This window comes from Alkalihalobacillus pseudalcaliphilus (assembly GCF_028610675.1).
GTDB lineage: Bacteria > Bacillota > Bacilli > Bacillales > Bacillaceae_D > Alkalihalobacillus > Alkalihalobacillus pseudalcaliphilus.
Genome location: NZ_JAQQWS010000022.1, coordinates 1 through 20,967 on the forward strand (window position 1 = coordinate 1; position 20,967 = coordinate 20,967).

The following is a 20,967-nucleotide window of genomic DNA, read 5'->3' on the forward strand; positions in this document are numbered from 1 at the left end:
CTCCAAGGTTTGGCCTCCGTATCTGTACATTAACCGTCTCTTTGTGCAGATACTCCAAGGTTTGGCCTCCGTATCTGTACATTAACCGTCTCTTTGTGCAGATACTCCAAGGTTTGGCCTCCGTATCTGCACATTAACCCCTTCTTTGTGCAGATACTTCAAGGTTTTGGCTCTACCATACGGGTTTTATATGAAAGTGTACTTCTGGCGATAGTTTGTGACTTGAATTGAGCTAGTCATCCATCTTGTGCTCAATGACCTTAGCAGATAATGGTCCCTTAGCCAGCTAAGTAGTCGTGGTGGGATGCTTTCTTACATCTACTTGGTTACAGGAACTTTTTGTGATTGCTTCAGGGCTGCTAGTATTTTCTCTAAGTATTCTAAGAGACTGTCATCACTTATGCTTTTTGTTTTAATACCAAACTTCACCTTTTGCCCGTTTGCTCCTAGTGAAACTTCTCTTCCTAAGGAACTTACCTTTTTGAAAAGATTTGCTCCATCAATTGCTTGTGATCCTTCCTCAGATAAAAGAATTTGGACCGTATCTTTAACCTCTGTTATTTGTTCTACTTTATAAAGGTTAGATAAGAGCTTAATTTCTGTTAAGCGAAGCAGGTAATCGACGTTTTTAGGATACGTACCAAAACGGTCAATCATTTCATCCTGTAAATCCCTAAGCTCTTTTGTTTCTTCTATCCCTTTAACACGTTTATACATTTCAATCTTTTGTTTGGCATCTTTAATATATGCTTCAGGGATATAAGCATCGACTTTAATATCTAGCTCGACCTGGAACGGCTTTTCTTTAGGTTTATCACCTTTACGCTCTTCAATAGCTTCTTTAAGCATTTGTGAATAAAGGTCAAAACCGACAGATTCAATAAAGCCATGCTGTTGAGCTCCTAGTAAATTTCCTGCCCCACGAATAGTTAAATCACGCATGGCAATTTTAAAGCCTGATCCTAGCTCCGTGAATTCTTTAATTGCTTGAAGGCGCTTTTCTGCTACCTCTGATAAAACCTTATCTCGCTGATACGTAAAATAGGCGTATGCCACACGATTTGATCGACCTACTCGGCCACGAATTTGGTAAAGTTGAGATAATCCCATTTTATCTGCATCATGAATAATTAGCGTATTGACATTCGGAATGTCTACTCCTGTTTCAATAATGGTGGTCGTCACCAAAACATCACTTGTACCTTCTAAGAAATCAAGAATAATCCCTTCTAACTCACGTTCATTCATTTGACCGTGTGCATAGCTAACACGAGCATCTGGGACTAGGTTCGAGATTTCCTCTGTCATACGCTCAATATCCTCGACGCGATTATATAAAAAGTACACTTGTCCGCCTCTTGTTAACTCTCTTTCGATCGCCTCACGCGTAAGAGCAGCATTATTTTCAACCACATAAGTTTGCACAGGAAAACGGTTCTCTGGCGGCGTTTCAATAATCGATAAATCACGAACTCCTAGCATCGACATATGAAGCGTACGTGGAATCGGAGTCGCCGTTAACGTCAAAACATCAATATTTGCTTTTATCGTTTTAATCTTTTCTTTATGTGTTACACCAAATCGTTGCTCTTCATCTACAATGAGCAAACCTAAATCTTTGAAAACAACATCCTTAGATAACAGTCGATGTGTACCAACCACTAAATCAATCGACCCTGCTTTTAATCCTTTCAGCGTTGCTGTTTGCTCTTTTCTTGAACGGAATCGACTTAGAACTCCAATATTAATTGGATATTCCGAGAATCGTTCTTTAATGGTTTCGTAGTGCTGTTGAGCTAATATTGTAGTTGGGACCAGAATAGCTACTTGCTTGCCATCATTAATCGCCTTGAAAGCCGCTCGAATAGCCACTTCTGTCTTTCCATAACCAACATCACCACATAGCAGCCGATCCATCGGTCGCTCTTTTTCCATATCTTCTTTTATTTCTTCAATCGCTCTTAACTGATCTTCTGTTTCTTGATATTGGAAGGAAGACTCAAATTCTGATTGCTCAGGGCCATCAGCATTAAATGCATAACCTTTGCTAGCTTCCCGTTCGGCATATAATTTTATTAAATCATCGGCAATATCCTCAACAGATGATTGTACTTTTTTCTTAACTTTCTTCCAATCACTTCCACCTAACGCATAAATCTTCGGCTCTTTTTCCTCGGAACCAACATACTTCTGCACTTGGTCAATTTGTTCAACCGGTACATAAAGCTTGTCATTTCCTGCATATCTCAAATGCAAATAATCCTTATGAATACCATTAAACTCTAATGTTTCAACACCTAAATACTTACCAATACCATGGTTTGTATGGACAATTAAATCCCCGACCTTCAGCTCAGAGTAGCTTTTAATTCTTTCCGCATTTGAAATTTTTTGTTTTCTTGGAGCGCGTTTTGTTTGTTTCGTAAAGACCTCTTCTTCTGTAATGACAATAAGCTTTTGTAACGGCAATTCAAAACCACTATGGAGATTCCCTTCCATAACATGGACCATACCATTGGTTAACTCGGTTTTTTGTTCAACGACTCGTACGTCAATGCCTTCTTCTTCTAAATTCAAAGCAAGTCGGTTTGCCCGATCTTTTGTTCCTGCCGAAAATACGATTGCATATTCAGTTCCCTGCCATCTCGTAAGCTCTGATTGCAAAAGTTGCATTTGACCATGGAAATTCTGCATCGATTTACAATTAAAGTTGACGATATTCTGTGGGTTTGTTGACGGAACATGCTTAATAAACAACGATAAATAATTGATCGGATACGATGCCTTACGCAACTCTTCGATTGCATCTAAAGATAAGATAGCATCATGTACGATTTCACCTTGTTCAACAAGTGCCGTTAACCATTGTGCCTCCTCTTTATGTAGTGATTCTGCCATCTCTTTCACACGGCTCATCTCATCAATAAAAACCACTGTATTTTCAGGCATATACGTTAAAAGAGAATGTGGGGCATCATAATAAATCGACATGTATTTATACATACCTTGAAATTGGCCAAGCTGTCTTAACTGACTAATCTCAAACGAGATATGTCTTGATAATTTATCCTTCGTTTCTGTCTTTCTTACTTTTTTAAGACTCTTCTGTAATAGTTCATGTAAGGTTTGACTGGCTCGCTCATAATCATCTTTAAATAAAATAATCTCTTCAGCTGGGCCAATCGTTACTTCTTTGATTTCTTCCTTTGAACGTTGATCATCAATGGAAAATGTTCGAATAGAATCTATTTCTGTATCGAATAATTCGATTCGAAGAGGGTCACTTTCCGTTAAAGGATAGATATCAATGATGCCACCACGAACACTCACTTCCCCAGGAGAGCTGACCATATCAACTCGCTCAAAGCCCATTGCTACAAGCTTTTCTAATAAAGATTGGAGTTCGCCAATATCTTGACCACGACTAACCGTTAATTGACTCATTCTCCAATAAGAGGCAGGTGGTAATAATCTCCGCATTCCCGCTAACGGAACAATCACAACGCCATTAAATTGGTTAATTAATTTATTTAATACATCAATTCTTTGGGCTCTCATCTCTGGGCTAGCAATCGCGATTTCTGCGGAAATTAATTCATTGACAGGATAAAGCAGGACCTCTTCTTCTGATAAGAGCTCCACGAAATCCTCATATAGTTTTTGTGCTTGATATAAGTTATGGGTAACAACCAGCTGCGTTCTTTTAGTTTCACGGTAGAGCGTAGCCATAACTACCGTACGAGCTGAGCCTGATAAACCAGAGAGCAATTGCTCTTTGAGGTTTGATTCAATACCGTCGGCTATTAAGCGTAACTCCTCGTTATTACGTATATAATTTTGCAATCCTAACATGCTTTTCCCCCTGCTCTCCAAACAATTGATCAAAGTCTATGCGACTTATCTTAAACACTGCTCAAACCAGTGTTTATCCTTCTAATACTTTAAAACGTACTCGATAAGAATACGATATATGCCAATTTATCTTGTTCATACCTTGTTTTGTATGAAAGTCTAAACCTCATGTGCGGCTCTTTTCGTACATGTGCTAAGATTTTAATTACTATAAAGAAAGGATTGAACAGAAAAACGCTTTGGCATATGGTAGCCAAAGCTTATGCCCCCGTGTAATGGGGAACATTTACACTCAAAATCAGTCTTTATCTTCTATTTTTATTGAATAAATGTATCGATTTCATGAAATGAGGGATTAAGTGCTAACGCATCATAACAGTCATCGCATATCGCTTGTACATGGATATCACCATTATTTTGATAAGAGATCGCAGCTTCACGCTCTTCTGTGTTTAATCGATCGAATCCTAATTCGCTACTGTTAATCGACTGTTGCTCAATTCTCCCGACCACTAGGCAGCAATGGCTACACTGATAAACGATGGCCATGAAAGAACCTCCTTTGATTATAACGAGTTTTTATTGACAAATAAAGGGTCGTCTTCGTTTATACCAAACTTGTTTCATATTTGATTAAAACGTTGTTATTTTAGTATAAACGAAATCAAAGCAGGCTATTCGAAACTTAGTTAAACTTGTTCATCACCTCGAGGAATGTATGCTGATCGGTCCAGCTTTTCATAGCATTTACCGATTGGTCAATAGAACTTATCACATCTGCACGTTCCTCCGGATGGTATCGACCTAATACGTAATTAACAATTGGTTCACCATTCTTAGGGCGGTCTACACCTACACGTATCCGATTAAACTCTTGGGTACCTAAATGTTGAATCAATGATTTCATTCCATTATGCCCACCGGCACTTCCTTTTTGCCTTAAGCGTATTTTCCCTACCGGTAAATCTAGGTCGTCGTATATAACAACCAAATCCTCCAATGGAATTTGAAAATAATCCATAAGTGGACGGACTGATTCTCCAGATAAATTCATATATGTAAGCGGTTTTAAGAGATATACTTTTTCCCCATTTACCAAACCTGTCCCATAAACACCTTTAAATTTCGCTTGATTTAATTCAATACTAAATTCTTTTGCACATGCATCAACAATGTCAAAGCCAATATTGTGCCTAGTACCTGCATACTTTTCGCCTGGATTTCCTAGTCCAACGATTAATTTCATCTGAAACGCTCCTAACTTTTTTCATTAGAATAAAAGGTATAGTCTACAGACTATACCTTTTATAGGGCTATACGTAGCCTCATACTTATTTTATTTTAACATGCTTTGGACATGTTCGATCCTATATTATTCTTCTTCAGACTTCTCATTAATCACTTCTGGTTCCGCATCTTCGTCTACTTCTACTGGTTCATTTGGTTCAACCTCAGCAGCAGGAGCTTGGACAGTAACAATCGTTTCTTCATCCTCATTCGAAATATCCACTGACACTTGCTTTCTGATATCAGCTATTTGAATAGAGTCCCCAATGTGAAGTTCCGAAATATCGACTTCTATACTTTCAGGGATATCTGAAGGTAAACAATTAACAACAACGGTATACATCATATGTGCAACAACTCCACCTTCGTTAGCACCAGGTGAATCACCTACTAAATGAACCGATACTTCTGCTTCAATTTCAGATGTCATATCGACTTCGAAAAAGTCAGCATGAACGAATTCATCTTTGAGTGGATCTGTTTGTAACTCATATAACATGACTTGGTGTGTCTTTCCACCTTTGACATCTAAAGAAAAAATACCGTTTTTCCCAACTGCACGAACTGTTTTTAGAAATTCGACCGATTCGACTGATACGGGTTGACTATCGATTTTACTACCATATAAAACGCCTGGTAAAAAGCCGTCTTTTCGTAACTTTCTCGTTGTTGAGCCTTGTAAATTTTCGCGACGATTTGCTTTCAATACTGTAGCCATCTTTATCACCTCAAGTTAGTTTTCACAATCTTTTTCTCTATAGATATGTGTTCCCTAAAACCTTGAGCTTCAAACCCTCTATTTCAAATTTACTAGGGAATTTCAGTGATCAATCAAATAAAGTACTTACTGAAGCATGCTCATGAACGCGGATAATGGCCTCAGCCATTAGTGGTCCAACAGATAACATTTTAATCTTATCAATTTGTCTCTCTTCAGGTAGTACAATCGAGTTCGTTACGACTAATTCTTTAATTTTTGAATTCTTAATACGCTCAATAGCTGGTCCTGATAAAACTGGATGTGTACAGCATGCATATACTTCTTTAGCACCGTGCTCAATTAGAGCGTTAGCAGCAAGTGTAATCGTTCCAGCCGTATCAATAATATCATCGATGATAATCGCTGTTTTTCCTTCAATATTACCAACGATATTCATAACTTCAGAAACGTTTGGTTTTGGACGACGTTTATCAATAATAGCAATCGGTGCTTTTAGGCGATCAGCCATCTTACGAGCACGCACAACTCCACCATGGTCAGGTGATACGATTACAACATCATCAAGTTGCTTCTCTTTAAAGTAATCAGATAGAATAGGAACACCCATTAACTGATCAACAGGGATGTCAAAGAATCCTTGAATTTGTGTCGCGTGTAAATCCAATGTTAAGACACGAGTAGCACCAGCTGTTTCAAGTAAGTTAGCCACTAGCTTCGCGGTAATTGGTTCACGAGCACGTGCTTTACGATCTTGACGAGCATAGCCATAATACGGCATAACAACGTTAATCGTTTTAGCTGAAGCACGCTTCATTGCATCAATCATAATTAATAATTCCATAATATGCTCATTGGCAGGAGCAGACGTTGATTGAATTAAGTAAACATCACAGCCACGAATACTTTCCTCAATGTTTATTTGTACTTCGCCATCACTAAAACGCATAACAGAGCTTTTACCCATGGATACACCGATATGCTCCGTAATTTCATGGGCAAGCCCTTTATTAGAATTCAAAGTAAATACCTTTAAGCTCGGATCGCTATATTTTGACATTTTGTCGTTCCCTCCACACGTTTGTTCAACACTCTATTTTTTTTGATAATTTTCCTTATTTACTTGCCTTGCCCTTGCAATCGATAGGGCTTTACTTGGAACATCATCTGTAATCGTAGAACCGGCAGCTACAAATGTATCTTCACCAATCGTTACAGGTGCAATTAAATTTGAATTACAACCGATGAATGCTCGATCTTCAATTTTTGTTAAGAATTTATTTTCCCCATCATAATTAACCGTAATGGACCCACAACCGACGTTAACATCTTTGCCGATTTCCGCATCACCTAAGTAACTTAAATGAGAAGCCTTACTATTTTGTCCCATTGTCGTTTTCTTCACTTCAACAAAATTGCCAATCTTCACTTGATCATTTAGTACAGATTGTGGGCGGATATGTGCAAATGGGCCAACATTGACCTCATTACCCACTTCACTATCAGATACTACAGATTGTTTGATCGTTGTTTTATTTCCAACTTTACAGTCAGTCAACTCACTATTTGGACCAATGATACAATCCTCACCTATGATTGTATGACCTTGGATCACTGTGCCGGGATAAATCACTGTATCTTGACCAATTTCTGCATCAGAGGAGATATAGGTTTGTGCCGGATTAATAATCGTCACACCTGCTCTCATCCAAGCTTCATTGATGCGTGCCTTCATAATCGACTCTGCCTGACTTAAGGCCACACGGTCGTTAATCCCTAATGTTTCATCCATAGAAGAAGCTTGATAAGCACCTACCATGCCACCTTCTGACTGAACAATTTCAATGACATCAGGTAAGTAATACTCACCTTGTGCATTTTCATTTCCGACCTTCTTGAGAGCATTAAATAAAGTTTGGTTATCAAAACAATACGTGCCTGTATTAATTTCTTTGACGCTTCTTTCTTCTTCCGTTGCGTCTTTGTGTTCAACAATTCGTTCAACAAGCCCTTGTTGATTGCGGATTATTCGTCCGTAACCAGTCGGATTTTCTGTGACTGCTGTTAAAACAGTTATTTGTGCTTGCTTCTTCTCATGTGCTTGTAGAAGCTGACTTATGGTCTCCTCCGTGATTAAAGGGGTATCGCCACACAAGACAATCGTGGTTCCTTCTTTATCTGATAATAAGGATTCCGCCTGCATTACGGCATGCCCAGTACCTAATTGTTCTTCTTGAACAACATATGACACCTGATCACCAAGCACTTCTTGAACGACATCTGCCCCATGCCCTACAATTGTTACTTTTTTATCGAAGCCAACGCGATTAACTCGGTCGACTACATGCTGTACCATCGGTTTCCCACAAACAGGGTGAAGAACTTTATATAACTTCGACTTCATTCGTGTACCTTGTCCTGCTGCTAAAATAATAGCAAAACGATTACTCATGGCATCCTCCCAAACGATCCTTTTTTTCCATTACGAATATATCCTAAAACGGATTCTATTTCAAGGTTGAATACGGTTTGTTTATTGAGAATAAAAAGATATTCAAATAATAGTCAAAAAAAGGGTGAAATTAAGCATTATTACTAAAATTTAGCAAACTTTATATCTTATTAAAGCATACTAATTTCTTCTTCAATTATAACGTGATTACGCCATAAAAAATAGCCTCACTTAATAGTAGTGAGACTAAGCTTTTTAGGAAGCACCGGCTTCTTCATATTCTATTCCATCATATTCACCCGCACGTTCGTATTCTTCTAATACGGCTGTTTGAATTTTCTCACGTGTCTGTGAAGAAATCGGGTGTGCAATATCACGAAACTCACCATCAGGAGTTCGCTTACTTGGCATTGCAACGAATAGACCATTATTTCCATCAATTACACGAATGTCGTGTACAACAAACTCATGATCAATTGTGATTGAGGCAATTGCTCTCATTCTGCCTTCTGTGTTGACTCGTCGTAATCTCACGTCTGTCACTTGCATTTTCAGCCACCACCTATTCATTTGATTGTAACTACATTTCGCGAAAAAATTAGGAATTCCTTCTTAAAAATAAGAAAAATTCTGGCTTTTTATTAATTTTTTTATCTTTTTTCTCAAACGATTGTACTAAATTATGTTAATAACGACTCATTTCCCGTTAATTGATTCCATATAAAAAGAGCTCCTCTCAAAGAAAGGAGCTCTTTCATTCGTCAACTATTAAGATTTTACTAGAGCAATGACTTCAATCTCCACTAAAACATCTTTTGGTAGACGTGCAACTTCTACACAAGAGCGAGCGGGCTTATGCTCATTGAAATAGTGACCATAAACATCATTAATTAATGGGAATTGCTCCATATCTTTAATAAAAACTGTTGCTTTTACAACTTGATCAAGAGCTGATCCAGCTTCTTTTAATACCGCTTGTAGGTTGTGGAATACTTGATGCGTTTGTGCTTGTACATCACCTTCAAGTAATTCTCCATTCGCTTTTAAAGGGATTTGTCCTGAGCTATAAAACAAATTGTTCACGATAATACCTTGTGAATATGGGCCGATAGCAGCTGGTGCTTCTTGTGTGTGTACAACTTTCATGACGAAAAATCCTCCTTTGTAATCGGGGCAAGCTGTTCTAAGACATTACCAGCTTCCACTTTAATGATTTTTTCTTGCATATTAATTTCCGTTATTCTAGTTAAAGAAATATACTCATCTACTAGCTTCTCTTCTACTTCCACCGATTCAACAAGTACGCCGATACCGACAAGCTCCGCTTCGAATTCAGCTAGCAAATCAATCATGCCGCGTATCGTACCACCAGCTTTCATAAAATCATCAACGATAAATACTCGTGCTCCTGGTTCAATACTTCTTCGTGCTAATGTCATCGTTTGAATTCGATTAGATGATCCAGAAACATAGTTAATACTTACCATCGAACCTTCTGTCACACGATGATCTCTTCTAATAATACTAACCGGTACATTCAAGTAATCAGCCACTGCATAGGCGAGTGGGATTCCCTTTGTCGCTACCGTCAAGACAGCATCAATTTTTTTGTTCGCTAGTGCACCTGCAAAAAGGCGGCCAGCAGCTTTATTAAAACGTGGACTACCTAACACATCCATCATATACAAATAACCACCAGGAAGAATACGTTCAGGCAAAGCAAGTTGATCAGTAATCGACTGCACCAATTCTTTTGCTTCATCTTGTCCTACTTTAGGAATATACTTCACTCCTCCGCTTGCACCAGGTATCGTCATTAAAGAGCCGTAGCCTTCATCTTCAAAGATATCTTTCACAATAACTAAATCTTCACTAATAGATGATTTAGCTGATTGATAGCGCTCTGCAAAGTGAGTAAGAGAAATAACTTCATGTGGGTGCTGTAGTAAAAAATGAGTCATGTCGACTAAACGGCCACTTCTTTTCAGTTTTTTCATAATACCTCCACCAAATCCGAATATTTAAAATAAATATATCATTAATGTACGGATTTTATCAAGTTCTTTAGCCAAGTAGTCGCACTGCATATACATCACTACAAAACCCTTTTAACCCATTATACACTCGGTTTAATCTAGATTCTTTCTGAACGAGTCCAAAAACCGTTGGACCACTACCACTCATTAATACTCCGTCACATCCAAACTTCAACATCTGCTCCTTAATCTTCCTCACCTCAGGATAGAGCTGAAGCGTGACGTTTTCTAATGTGTTATGAAGTCCCGCACAAATTTGTTGGAAATCCTGTTCTTCAATAGCTCGGATCATTTTTTCAGTATCTGGGTGTTCTACATCATCCAATTTCAAACGATTATAAATATCAGCCGTTGATACACCAATCGGCGGCTTTGCTAATATAACCCAACAAGGTGGTGGTGAAGCAATTTGTTTTATCTTTTCGCCACGACCTGTAGCCAAAGCCGTTCCTCCATAGATACAGAATGGAATATCTGAACCAATCTGACCTCCTAGTTCAGCTAATTCATCTAGGCTTAAACCTAATGACCATAGCTCATTTAGCCCTTTCAGTGTTGCTGCGGCATCACTACTACCACCAGCAAGACCTGCAGAGACCGGGATCCTTTTCGTTATATAGATGGAGACCCCTTTGTTAATCTGACAATGCTTCCTTAATAAATCAGCGGCTTGATAAGCTAGATTGCGGTGATCATTTGGAACAAAACCTTCTGATACATCAATAACTATTTTATCATCGCTTCGATCCATAAGGTCTAGTCGATCAGCTAAATCGACTGTTGTCATAATCATTTCTACTTCATGATAACCATCGGGGCGCTTTTTTATTGTATCGAGTGTTAAGTTTATTTTCGCCGGGGCTTTAATCGAATACTTCAATATCGTCACCTTCTACTGTTTCCATTTGCTTAGGTTATTTTATCACTTGTTCTCGTAACATACCACCTTCAATCAGTAACGTCGTTATTAAACAGCGGCAAACATAAAAAATTCCCCCTGGTCTGAGTTGGACAGTCACAGGGAGAATTACGGTATTATGCTTGCTATTAAGAGATTCATAAATTATACACCTAAATTTTCATTCGTTTCTTCTTTCGCCTCTTCTAACATATCATTAATTTTTTCAATATATTCACTCAAACTCATTGTCATCATCTCCTCTTATTCTTTGAATCTATTACTCTTATTATTTCCAAATTTACTAGATGATAAACATGAAATATTTTCTTTTGTATGAAAGTCAGTGTGAAGATGTGAATACCTCTTAGTTAGTTGTAATTGTTTTTTTCTCGGGCTTTCTCCTCCTTTTCCAGCTCGTAACCCCGTGATTCCTCGTTTGCTCAGGCTTTGTCCTCCTTTTTCAGCTCGTAACCCCGTGATTCCGCGGTTGCTCGGGCTTCCTCCTCTTTTTTCAGCTCGTAGCCCCGCGATTCCTCGTTTGCTCGGGCTTTCTCCTCCTTTTTCAGCTCTCAACCCCGTGATTCTGCGTTTGCTCGGGCTTTCTCCTCTTTTTTCAGCTCTCAACCCCGTGATTCTGCGTTTGCTCGGGCTTTCTCCTCTTTTTTCAGCTCGTAACCCCGCGATTCCGCGTTTGCTCAGGCTTTCTCCTCCTTTTCCAGCTCGTAACCCCGTGATTCTGCGTTTGCTCGGGCTTTCTCCTCTTTTTTCAGCTCTCACCCCCGTGATTCTGCGTTTGCTCGGGCTTTCTCCTCTTTTTTCAGCTCGTAACCCCGTGATTCTGCTTTTACTCGGGCTTATGTTGCTACTTCCCGACTTTTCCTACAACAACTCTACCCTTTTCACTCGATATGTTGCTACTTCCCGACTTTTCCTACAACAACTCTGCCCTTTTCACTCGATATGTTGCTACTTCTCGCCTTTCCCTACAACAACTCTGCCCTTTTCACTCGATATGTTGCTACTTCTCGCCTTTCCCTACAACAAGCTACTTCACCGCTTTCCCTATAACACTAGAGCCCTGTCACACAGCTTATGTTGCTAGTTTCCCACTTCCCCTTCAACATTTAACCTAAAAAAGACCACCCTCTATTCGGGCGGCCTTTTTTTGGAACTTTGTCGTCGATCTTATTTTTTTTGTTGCTGTTGGCTAGCTAATTGGCCTTCTGCTATTTCAATGGCTCGCTTGACCATATTCCCTGCATCCTTTGCCCGAATACCGCCCCAACCTTCTTTTTGAACGGTATCGTAGAACCCAAGCTCTTTCGCTAACTCTTCCTTAAAAGCATCAGACATAATTCCTCTTCTTCGACTCAAGGATACCAACTCCTTAATAATAAAAGAATCGACGACAACGTTAGTATGATTCAAAAACAAAAAAATAAACTCCCTGGAAACAATTCCTTCAGGAAGTTTGTGTGATGCACTTATGCTTTAATAGCCCCATTTCCGCCTTCTTCACAAAACATCAGCTCTACAGATTCAGTTAATACATCTGCATAGCTGTAGGATACACGCTCAAACGCGTTCTGTTCATCTAATTTCACGATAAACACAGATGGATATGTTTCCTCAAGAAGACCAGACCTTTCCATCGTTTTACGACGTCCACCATTTGCTTTTATAGTAATTCTTTTTCCTACATTAGCATCTAAAGCCCTTTTGATATCTATTAATGTTTTACCCATTTGTACACCCCACCTCACTCAATATATATTTTACACCATCCTACAAAAAAAGTCAAATAAATTTTAAATTATATCAATTGAACAAGAATCTTGTCAACAACTTTTCTCCAAATATCGAATAAAAATACCTGTTTTTTTGTTCCTTTCAATATTTTGGCTATTTTTTTCAAAAATATGTATGAAATCGCTTCCATTTGTTGGGTTTTCTATGTTTAGTGAGTGTGGACATCGTTTACCATTTCATCTTGCCCATTTGAACTGAATACGATCGTCATCTTAACCTAATGAGCGTAAAAAAAGAAAGCCGACCATCTATTAGAAAGTGGCCATAATTCATGATTCACTACAGCCTTATCGATGCATTTATACCCATCTAAAACATAAAACCCTCATCATCATTAAAGAGAGCATGTCCACCGTACCTCATTTGATATCATTAGCCCCGGTTTGCTATTTGCACGATAATTGTTAGAGCAAGGTGGTTCACTACTTTGCCTTATTCTACCCTCCTTGCTCCTTACGAGACTTCCTCTAGCCATATCAAAGCTTTTAACCCTTCCATGCGTTTCATTTCCGTTCTAGTCATAATACCGTTATGTCGAGCCATCTAGTTTGCTTCATTAACGAATCCTTTAACATCTATTTGTTGCTTGTTGTTGGATATCTAGTCATTACTCCTCTTTCCCGTTATCAACAAAAGGAAGACCAACACGCATAACTCCTTTCGTTTCAATTCCACCTAATCCTTTATCTCCCGTTATCGTATTTCGGATCACATCCCATAAACCTACACGTTCCATGAAGGATGTCATGCTGACTTTTGCTACAATATACACAGGATCTAAAGCATGAATATTAATTCGCTCAGGTGAACTGGCAAAATTAGCCCCTGCTCGTATCAATGTTTCGAAATGAGATTGGCACGCTCCTGCAAAAATAACAAGCTGATCCCGATGCGGACAAAATTTACGTGCAATCCTTACACATTCTGCAAAATATTTAGTATGACGATAAGCACGAATCTCATCTTCTTCCCCTTTTGTTTTCACATAAGCATCATGCCCGGTAATAACAAGAATATCTGGCTGAACCATCTCTAACAAAGAAGCTAATTGCTCCGGCATCTCTTTTTCCTGAAGGTGTACACCGTATACAGGAATCCCAATTTTATGATAAAGCTCGGTACATTTTCGTAAGTAATAGCTATCACCATCAATATGCAATACACGACCACGCATTTCAAAATAGGAAGGCTCTGTTTTAAAATGATCGGTTCCTTCGTACTCACTTCTCTGCTTCATTAACTTCGCATCTTGTCGGAACAAACGATATGACTTCTCTTCTACTTGTTTACTTTCCTCACGTCTTCTCTCTCTCTCTTCATCCGTGACAAGCTTCAAATCCGATATCGGTGCATCGGCCAATAAACGCATGTCTTCACCAGCTAACTCTGCTTGTTGACCTTGTATATGAACGACTCGAAAAATCATGTCGTATTTATAAGAGTGACGAGCTACAATGTCGCCATTTTTTATTTTCATACGTTAGCCTCCCTCACTCTTAACCTATGATGCTTAGGCCACTTCTGTGAAAGAGATTGACGAGATAGGCACCGCAAAAAACCATGCAATCACTGCATGGTTCACTTTTGTTACTATCGCTTTATTAAGATGACTGAAACCTCGTCCATAATGCTTCACTTAATGCAGCAAACTCCTCCATTGATAACGTCTCCCCTCGGCGCTTTGGATCGATATTAGCTTCGGCTAAGGATTGCTCGATTTCCGGTTTTTTCTCCTTAGATGCAAAATTATGGATTAGATTATTTAAAATCGTCTTCCTACGATTAGCAAAGCTTGATTGAATCACTTTAAAAAAGAAGTCTTCGTCGGTCACATTTACCGGTGTCTCTTTTCGAATTGTTAGACGTAAAACGGCTGAATCGACTTTCGGTCTCGGCACAAATACAGAAGCAGGAACGGTCATAACTTTCTCAGCAACGGCATAATATTGAGCCGCCAATGATAAAGAACCATACTCCTTTGTTCCTGGCTTAGCTGAAATACGCTCAGCAACCTCAGCCTGAATCATGACAACAATTCCGCGTAATGGTAGCTTTTCTTCTAGTAGCTTCATCAAAATCGGTGTGGTGACATAATAAGGCAAGTTTGCGACAACCATGAGATCTTGGCCTTCTTCAAATTTTTCGGCAATCGTTGCTTGAATATCTGCTTTTAAAATATCCGAGTGAACAATCTCTATGTGTGGATAAGGTTGAAGCGTTTCCTTTAATACAGGTAATAAACGCTGATCAATTTCAAACGAGACCACTTTTTTAGCTCTCTTGGCCACTTGCTCCGTTAATGCACCAATTCCCGGACCTACCTCAATAACGCCTGACTCCGATGTTAATTTGGCTGCGTCCACGATATTATGTAAAATATTCGTATCAATTAAAAAGTTTTGCCCTAAGCTTTTTTTAAATTGAAAACCATACTTATTTAAAATTTCTTTCGTCCGTGCTGGTGTTGCAATATCTTTGGTCACTGACCTTCCTCCTCTTTAAAAACCTCTGAGAGCGCTTCGGCAAACTCCTGAGCTTGTATATGGAAGGTTTGCAGCCGACGATGAAGCTGCTTGCCATTCGCATAACCAATCTTTAGTTTTTCACCTAACTTCTCTCGTCGCTGTCTAGCTAGTGGTCCAGCGATTAATCCTGCTTGTAATAAATCCTGCCTCGTAATCATTTCCTCTGGTGCATCATACTGCTCACGAATATCTTGTAGAGCTTGTCTAATTGAATCTGGCGAAGCATTTTCGACACCGAGATTTCCGCCTCGCTTAGACAGAGCTTCTTTTTTAGTCAAAAAAGCATGCTTGCAACCATTGACTCGATTTTCGATAATTTTTCGAATCCGTTCCCCTGGATAATCCGGGTCCGTTAATATAATTACACCACGCCTTTGCTGAGCTAACTCAATTTGACGTAGCGTTGATTCATTTATTGCAGAGCCGTTTGTCTCAATCGTATCCGCATCTACTGCTCGTTTGATTGCAACGGTATCATCACGACCTTCTACGACAATCACTTCTTTTACTTTCATTCTCTTTGCACCTTCAATCCCACAATGGCGAATAACTTACATGTATTGATGTAAAGCCCTTCTCAATAGTTTCTTTATTTTATCACTTTTTATGAAAAGATCCTACCTAGTCTAAAATAAGCGATTCATCCAAAAAAACGCGACATAAGAGATCTCTCTCCCACATCGCGTTCATGTACACTCATTCAGACGAATGACCAAATATTCTGGATCTAATCTAGAACCGTAATCTTCACTTGCTTACGTCCCCAACGCTGTGCTTCCGCTTTGGTAGGTACGTGTACATCAATTTTATTGCCATTAATCGACCCACCTGTATCACCTGCAATGGCAATACCATATCCTTCTACTTCAACTCGACTTCCGAGTGGAATGACATTCGGATCAACAGCAATGACTTTCATATTCGGATTATTTTTTAAATTAATGCCTGTTGCGGTAATACCACTACAACCATTACAACCAGCTGTATAAGCCGTCGCTGTAACCGTAAAGGTTTTACCATCAGACTTATTGTTTGAAGATTCACTTGCACTTGAATTGGCTGCAGATTGAGAAGGTGTTGTACTTCTAGCAACCTGGACAGGCTTCGGTTTTGTTCCCACTGCCACTACTCGATCCTGGCTTTCTGAAACCGTCTCTTCCTTAACCAATTCCCGCGAAACTTCTTCGCCATCCTCTAGGATCACTTCGTAATGCTTCTTCACTTTTCCTTCAGAGCCAGCATTGACAACTTTTTCAGTTCCTGACTCAAGCGAATCGTCCTTTTGAGTCACTGTCCCAAAAGATACCGCTTCCTCCACTACATCGGTGACTTTTTCTACACGCACTATCTGGATCTGTGCGTCTTTATCTAGTTTTTCTTCGAGTGCAGGCTCTACACGATCAAGCTCACCTAAAGATACATCTTCTTTTTCTAAAAAGTCAGCGACAGTCGTCGAAGTTGTCCAAAACTCCTGTTGTTCACCGTCACTTGATATTACGACTTGGAAGGCAGATTCAAATAGAACCTCCAAGCTCTCTGTTATGTCAGTCGTAACTGCCGGAAATATATGGTCATGTTCTGTATATGTGATATTTAACTCTGCAAAAAGAGCCTCGACTGTGTCTTCGATCGTCCACACGGTCTCTTGTTTTCCATCAATTGTCACAAGTACTTCCTTCGCCTGTTTCCAAACAACCTCCATACTATCTGTGATTTCTGTCTCTAATGCCGGTTCAATGAGATCATGCTCTTGGACATCCCAATTATGCTCCATCATGAAATCAGCAAGCGTGTTAGCATGGGTATCATATACCAATACTTCACCATCAATACTAATCTCAACAGTGGCCTTTGTCACCTCGTATACAGCGTAAATAATTACGCCCACGAAGAGAATGAGACTAATGACGGAGATGAATAATCCTTTTCCAGAAAATTTCGCTGGAAGAAGATTACGTATGTTTGCTTCCATGTCATAAACTCCTCTCTCTCAACGCTCCGAATTATAAACACTGACCTCCTCTTTTGTCAACTTTATATTTAACTACTCTCCTTGCATGTTGTTCATTATCCAATAAAAATCACACAAAGAAAATAAATAAATATCGACAAGTCCACTCTATGCAAATCGCCCAAATTGTAGAACAAAAGCGAAATCGTTGTAAAGAAGACAAGCAGGAACAAAAAACGACAAAAACATTGTCATATTGAGTGTTTGCCCGTCTCCCTTTCTCTACATCATTTTGCAAAATGTCATCAAGATGTAATCTATATTACAAGGTGAACGACTGGAAAATTAGACCGAAAATGGACAAGTTTGAACATTTATTTTTCTTCATTTTTTATCTTAAATAATTTTTTTGCATTCACTCTCGTTTGCGACGCCACTTCTTCATAAGTGAGTTCTCTCAGAGCGGCAATTTCCTTAGCTACTAATTCGACATAGGCAGGCTCATTCCTTTTCCCACGATTTGGATGTGGAGCTAGATAAGGGCAATCCGTTTCAATTAATAATTTGTCCAAAGGCACTTCTTTTGCGACCATTTTTGGTTTTCTTGCATTTTTGAATGTAACTGGGCCTCCGAGTGAAATATGAAAATTCATGTCCAAACATTGTTTAGCAATCTCGACACTACCACCGAAACAATGCATAATCCCACCTACTTCACTTGCTCCCTCTTCTCTCAAAATATCAACGACATCCTGATCGGCATCCCTATTATGAATAACGATCGGTAGTTGAACCTTCTTCGCTAATGCAATTTGTTGGCGGAAAACCTCTTTTTGCACATCCTTTGGTGACTTATCCCAATGGTAATCTAAGCCCATTTCCCCAAGAGCAACAATCTTAGGATGGGAGGCCAACTCTTCTAACCACTGCAAATGCTGCTCCGTCATATCGATAGCATCAACAGGGTGCCAGCCAACAGCTGCATATAAATAATCATATCTTTCTACGAGCTCAAGTGCACGACGAATCGTTTTTTCGTCAAATCCAACCACAACCATTTCCGATACACCAGCTTGCTTAGCACGAGCTAACACTTCCTCCAGATCTTCATCAAATTGATCGGCATTTAAATGAACATGAGTATCAAATAACACGATGTTTACACTCCTTCATACTATCTGTCTCTAAACGTAACAAGTTCTTTACCACAGAAATTATTATCTTTATATAACAATAGAGAGAAGAATTATCTTCTCTCTATATAACATTTTCATGACATTTACATATCACAGTCAACGATTACAGGAATTGGTAAACCCTATTTCACTCTCGCACCATTCGGTAACGTTCCATCAATCGTAGCAAGTTGCAGCTTTTTCCCTTTTGTTCCTGCCAAAATCATTCCTTGTGATAATTCTCCACGTAACTTTACAGGCTTCAGATTTGTAACACAAATGACTTTTTTGCCTACAAGCTCTTGTGGCTCATAATATTTCGCTATACCAGAAACAACTTGGCGTTTTTCGAAGCCGACATCTAGCTGAATTTTTAATAAGCGATCCGCACCTTCAACCGGTTCTGCTTGAATCACCTCTGCAACATGAAGCTCCACCTTCGAAAAGTCTTCAATCGTAATTTCATTATCCTTTACAACCGGCTCAATCTCTTCCTTCTTCTCATCTTCGGTTACAAGTATGCCACCCATCATATGAACGATATGGGCTACTTCCTCTTTCACATCCAAACGAGGGAAGATTGGCTCCCCTTTAGTGACTTTAGTACCGGTAGGAATTTGTCCAAAGTTCGCTAACGAATCCCATGTTTTTTCGTTTTCGGAGATACCTAACTGCTTCCACATTTTGGTCGGTGTCTCCGTCATAAATGGCTGAATTAGAACTGAAACGTAACGAAGTGCTTCCGCTAAATGATACATAACTGAACCTAACTCTTCTCTTCTTGCTTCATCCTTAGCTAGCATCCATGGGCTTGTTTCATCAATATATTTATTCGTTCTGCTGACCATTTGCCAAATCGCTGTTAAGGCAACTGAAAACTCCATTTCTTCCATCGCATCCTCTACTTTTACAACTGTCGCTTCAATAAGCTCAAGTAACGGTGCGTCAAACGGTGTTGCATCTTTGACATAGGCCGGAATTTCACCGTCAAAATACTTATTAACCATCGCAACCGTTCGATTAAGTAGATTACCTAAATCATTCGCTAAATCAAAGTTTACACGGTCAACAAATCCTTCCGGCGTAAATGTCCCATCTGAACCAAATGGTACTTCTCGTAATAAATAATAACGAAGAGCATCTAATCCATAACGGTCGATTAATGGTACAGGATCAACGACATTACCTTTTGATTTAGACATCTTACCATCTTTCATCAATAACCAACCATGTCCGAACACTTTATTTGGTAGAGGTTGATCAAGTGCCATTAACATAATGGGCCAATAAATCGTATGGAATCGGACAATTTCTTTTCCGACTAAATGAACGTCAGCTGGCCAGTATTTTTGGTAAAGAGCGTCATCATCCTTCCCGTAATTTAGGGCAGTAATATAGTTACAAAGGGCATCAATCCATACATAAATGACATGCTTTGGATTACTTGGTACTTGTACCCCCCAAGAATATGAAGTTCTTGATACCGCTAGATCCTCTAAGCCTGGCTTAATAAAATTATTAATCATTTCTTTCTTACGCGATTCTGGTTGGATAAAGGATGGATTCTCCTCATAATACTTCAATAACCGATCGGCATATTTACTCATTCTAAAGAAATAAGACTCTTCTCTTACCTTCTCTACGGGATGACCACTATCCGGGCTCTTTCCGCCAATTATTTCACCATTCTCATCCTTCATAAGATCAACAAGCTGGAGCTCTGTATAAAAGGTTTCATCCGGAACTGAATACCAGCCTTCATATTCATCTAAATAGATGTCCCCTTGCTCTAAAAAGCGTTCAAAGATTTCTGCAACCATTTCCTTGTGGCGCTCATCTGTTGTACGAATAAAATCATCATACGAAATATCAAGTTTATTCCAAAGCTGCTTAATACCTGTAACGATCTCATCCACAAATTCTTTTGGCGTTTGACCTTTTGCCTGTGCTTTTTGTTCAATTTTCTGACCATGTTCATCTGTGCCTGTTAAATACCGAACATCATATCCTCGAATACGCTTATAACGAGCCATCGCATCACCAGCGACTGTCGTATACGCATGTCCAATATGAAGCTTATCACTTGGATAATAAATCGGGGTTGTAATATAGAAGCTTTTCTTTTCTTGTGTCATTAATAGTGCCTCCTCTGGCCTTTTCATTTAAAGCATATAAAAAAGCCCTCATCCAACATGGGACGAGAGCATACTCACGTGGTACCACCCAATTTTCCCTTCTATTATATAGAAGAGCTCAAAAGT

General features: G+C 39.2%; 19 protein-coding genes. 1 reads left to right on the forward strand and 18 read right to left on the reverse strand.

The annotated features are described in order from the left end of the window. Positions 1 to 318 precede the first annotated feature (318 nt). From mfd to ispE, 10 genes are all read right to left on the reverse strand, one after another. Positions 319 to 3,852 carry a transcription-repair coupling factor gene (gene mfd, locus PQ479_RS21195; protein WP_047990562.1) on the reverse strand — a complete coding sequence of 1,178 codons (3,534 nt, stop codon included), beginning with the start codon at positions 3,850 to 3,852 and terminating at the stop codon, positions 319 to 321. Between the two features lie 318 nt (positions 3,853 to 4,170). Beyond that, positions 4,171 to 4,401, reverse strand: coding sequence for an anti-sigma-F factor Fin (locus tag PQ479_RS21200; RefSeq protein ID WP_047990561.1), 231 nt, complete (start codon positions 4,399 to 4,401; stop codon positions 4,171 to 4,173). A 136-nt stretch (positions 4,402 to 4,537) separates the two neighbouring features. Next, a complete protein-coding gene (gene pth, locus PQ479_RS21205; protein WP_047990560.1) occupies positions 4,538 to 5,098 on the reverse strand; it encodes an aminoacyl-tRNA hydrolase in 561 nt (186 codons plus the stop codon). Between the two features lie 126 nt (positions 5,099 to 5,224). Continuing rightward, a complete protein-coding gene (locus tag PQ479_RS21210) occupies positions 5,225 to 5,857 on the reverse strand; it encodes a 50S ribosomal protein L25/general stress protein Ctc (RefSeq protein WP_047990559.1) in 633 nt (210 codons plus the stop codon). A gap of 109 nt (positions 5,858 to 5,966) precedes the next feature. Then, complete coding sequence (locus PQ479_RS21215; RefSeq protein WP_047990558.1) at positions 5,967 to 6,917, reverse strand: ribose-phosphate diphosphokinase; 951 nt, start codon at positions 6,915 to 6,917, stop codon at positions 5,967 to 5,969. Between the two features lie 33 nt (positions 6,918 to 6,950). Continuing rightward, positions 6,951 to 8,309, reverse strand: a complete 1,359-nt coding sequence (glmU, locus tag PQ479_RS21220; RefSeq protein ID WP_047990557.1) for a bifunctional UDP-N-acetylglucosamine diphosphorylase/glucosamine-1-phosphate N-acetyltransferase GlmU — start codon at positions 8,307 to 8,309, stop codon at positions 6,951 to 6,953. A 255-nt stretch (positions 8,310 to 8,564) separates the two neighbouring features. Then, the gene (spoVG, locus tag PQ479_RS21225; RefSeq protein ID WP_047990556.1) at positions 8,565 to 8,858 is read right to left on the reverse strand and encodes a septation regulator SpoVG; all 294 of its coding nucleotides are present in this window, start codon (positions 8,856 to 8,858) and stop codon (positions 8,565 to 8,567) included. A gap of 219 nt (positions 8,859 to 9,077) precedes the next feature. Continuing rightward, a complete protein-coding gene (locus tag PQ479_RS21230; RefSeq protein ID WP_047990555.1) occupies positions 9,078 to 9,455 on the reverse strand; it encodes a RidA family protein in 378 nt (125 codons plus the stop codon). Continuing rightward, entirely contained in the window at positions 9,452 to 10,306 is an 855-nt protein-coding gene (purR, locus tag PQ479_RS21235; RefSeq protein ID WP_047990554.1) for a pur operon repressor, read from the reverse strand. Before purR ends, PQ479_RS21230 begins: the two co-directional genes overlap by 4 nt. A gap of 67 nt (positions 10,307 to 10,373) precedes the next feature. Beyond that, positions 10,374 to 11,225, reverse strand: a complete 852-nt coding sequence (gene ispE, locus PQ479_RS21240; RefSeq protein WP_047990553.1) for a 4-(cytidine 5'-diphospho)-2-C-methyl-D-erythritol kinase — start codon at positions 11,223 to 11,225, stop codon at positions 10,374 to 10,376. A gap of 457 nt (positions 11,226 to 11,682) precedes the next feature. Between ispE and PQ479_RS21245 the strand changes: the two genes are divergently transcribed. Next, on the forward strand, positions 11,683 to 12,348 hold the full coding sequence (locus PQ479_RS21245) for a hypothetical protein (RefSeq protein WP_273717200.1): 666 nt from the start codon (positions 11,683 to 11,685) through the stop codon (positions 12,346 to 12,348). Between the two features lie 83 nt (positions 12,349 to 12,431). Here PQ479_RS21245 and PQ479_RS21250 read toward each other — a convergent pair whose 3' ends face one another. The 8 genes from PQ479_RS21250 to metG all read right to left on the reverse strand — a co-directional run bounded on the left by PQ479_RS21250 (position 12,432) and on the right by metG (position 20,841). Continuing rightward, a complete protein-coding gene (locus tag PQ479_RS21250; RefSeq protein WP_047990551.1) occupies positions 12,432 to 12,620 on the reverse strand; it encodes a small, acid-soluble spore protein, alpha/beta type in 189 nt (62 codons plus the stop codon). A gap of 110 nt (positions 12,621 to 12,730) precedes the next feature. Next, positions 12,731 to 12,991: a biofilm formation stimulator Veg gene (veg, locus tag PQ479_RS21255; protein WP_047990550.1), complete on the reverse strand. Its 261-nt coding sequence runs from the start codon at positions 12,989 to 12,991 to the stop codon at positions 12,731 to 12,733. Positions 12,992 to 13,662: 671 nt separating this feature from the next. Continuing rightward, a complete protein-coding gene (gene yabG / locus PQ479_RS21260; protein WP_047990549.1) occupies positions 13,663 to 14,532 on the reverse strand; it encodes a sporulation peptidase YabG in 870 nt (289 codons plus the stop codon). Positions 14,533 to 14,656: 124 nt separating this feature from the next. Next, complete coding sequence (gene rsmA / locus PQ479_RS21265; RefSeq protein ID WP_047990548.1) at positions 14,657 to 15,538, reverse strand: 16S rRNA (adenine(1518)-N(6)/adenine(1519)-N(6))-dimethyltransferase RsmA; 882 nt, start codon at positions 15,536 to 15,538, stop codon at positions 14,657 to 14,659. Next, positions 15,535 to 16,095, reverse strand: a complete 561-nt coding sequence (gene rnmV, locus PQ479_RS21270; protein ID WP_047990547.1) for a ribonuclease M5 — start codon at positions 16,093 to 16,095, stop codon at positions 15,535 to 15,537. The genes rsmA and rnmV overlap by 4 nt, the downstream gene beginning before the upstream one ends. Before the next feature lie 212 nt (positions 16,096 to 16,307). Then, positions 16,308 to 17,552, reverse strand: a complete 1,245-nt coding sequence (locus PQ479_RS21275) for a G5 and 3D domain-containing protein (protein ID WP_047990546.1) — start codon at positions 17,550 to 17,552, stop codon at positions 16,308 to 16,310. A 353-nt stretch (positions 17,553 to 17,905) separates the two neighbouring features. Further along, positions 17,906 to 18,685: a TatD family hydrolase gene (locus PQ479_RS21280; RefSeq protein ID WP_047990545.1), complete on the reverse strand. Its 780-nt coding sequence runs from the start codon at positions 18,683 to 18,685 to the stop codon at positions 17,906 to 17,908. A gap of 164 nt (positions 18,686 to 18,849) precedes the next feature. Beyond that, complete coding sequence (metG, locus tag PQ479_RS21285) at positions 18,850 to 20,841, reverse strand: methionine--tRNA ligase (RefSeq protein WP_047990544.1); 1,992 nt, start codon at positions 20,839 to 20,841, stop codon at positions 18,850 to 18,852. Between the last annotated feature and the right edge of the window lie 126 nt (positions 20,842 to 20,967).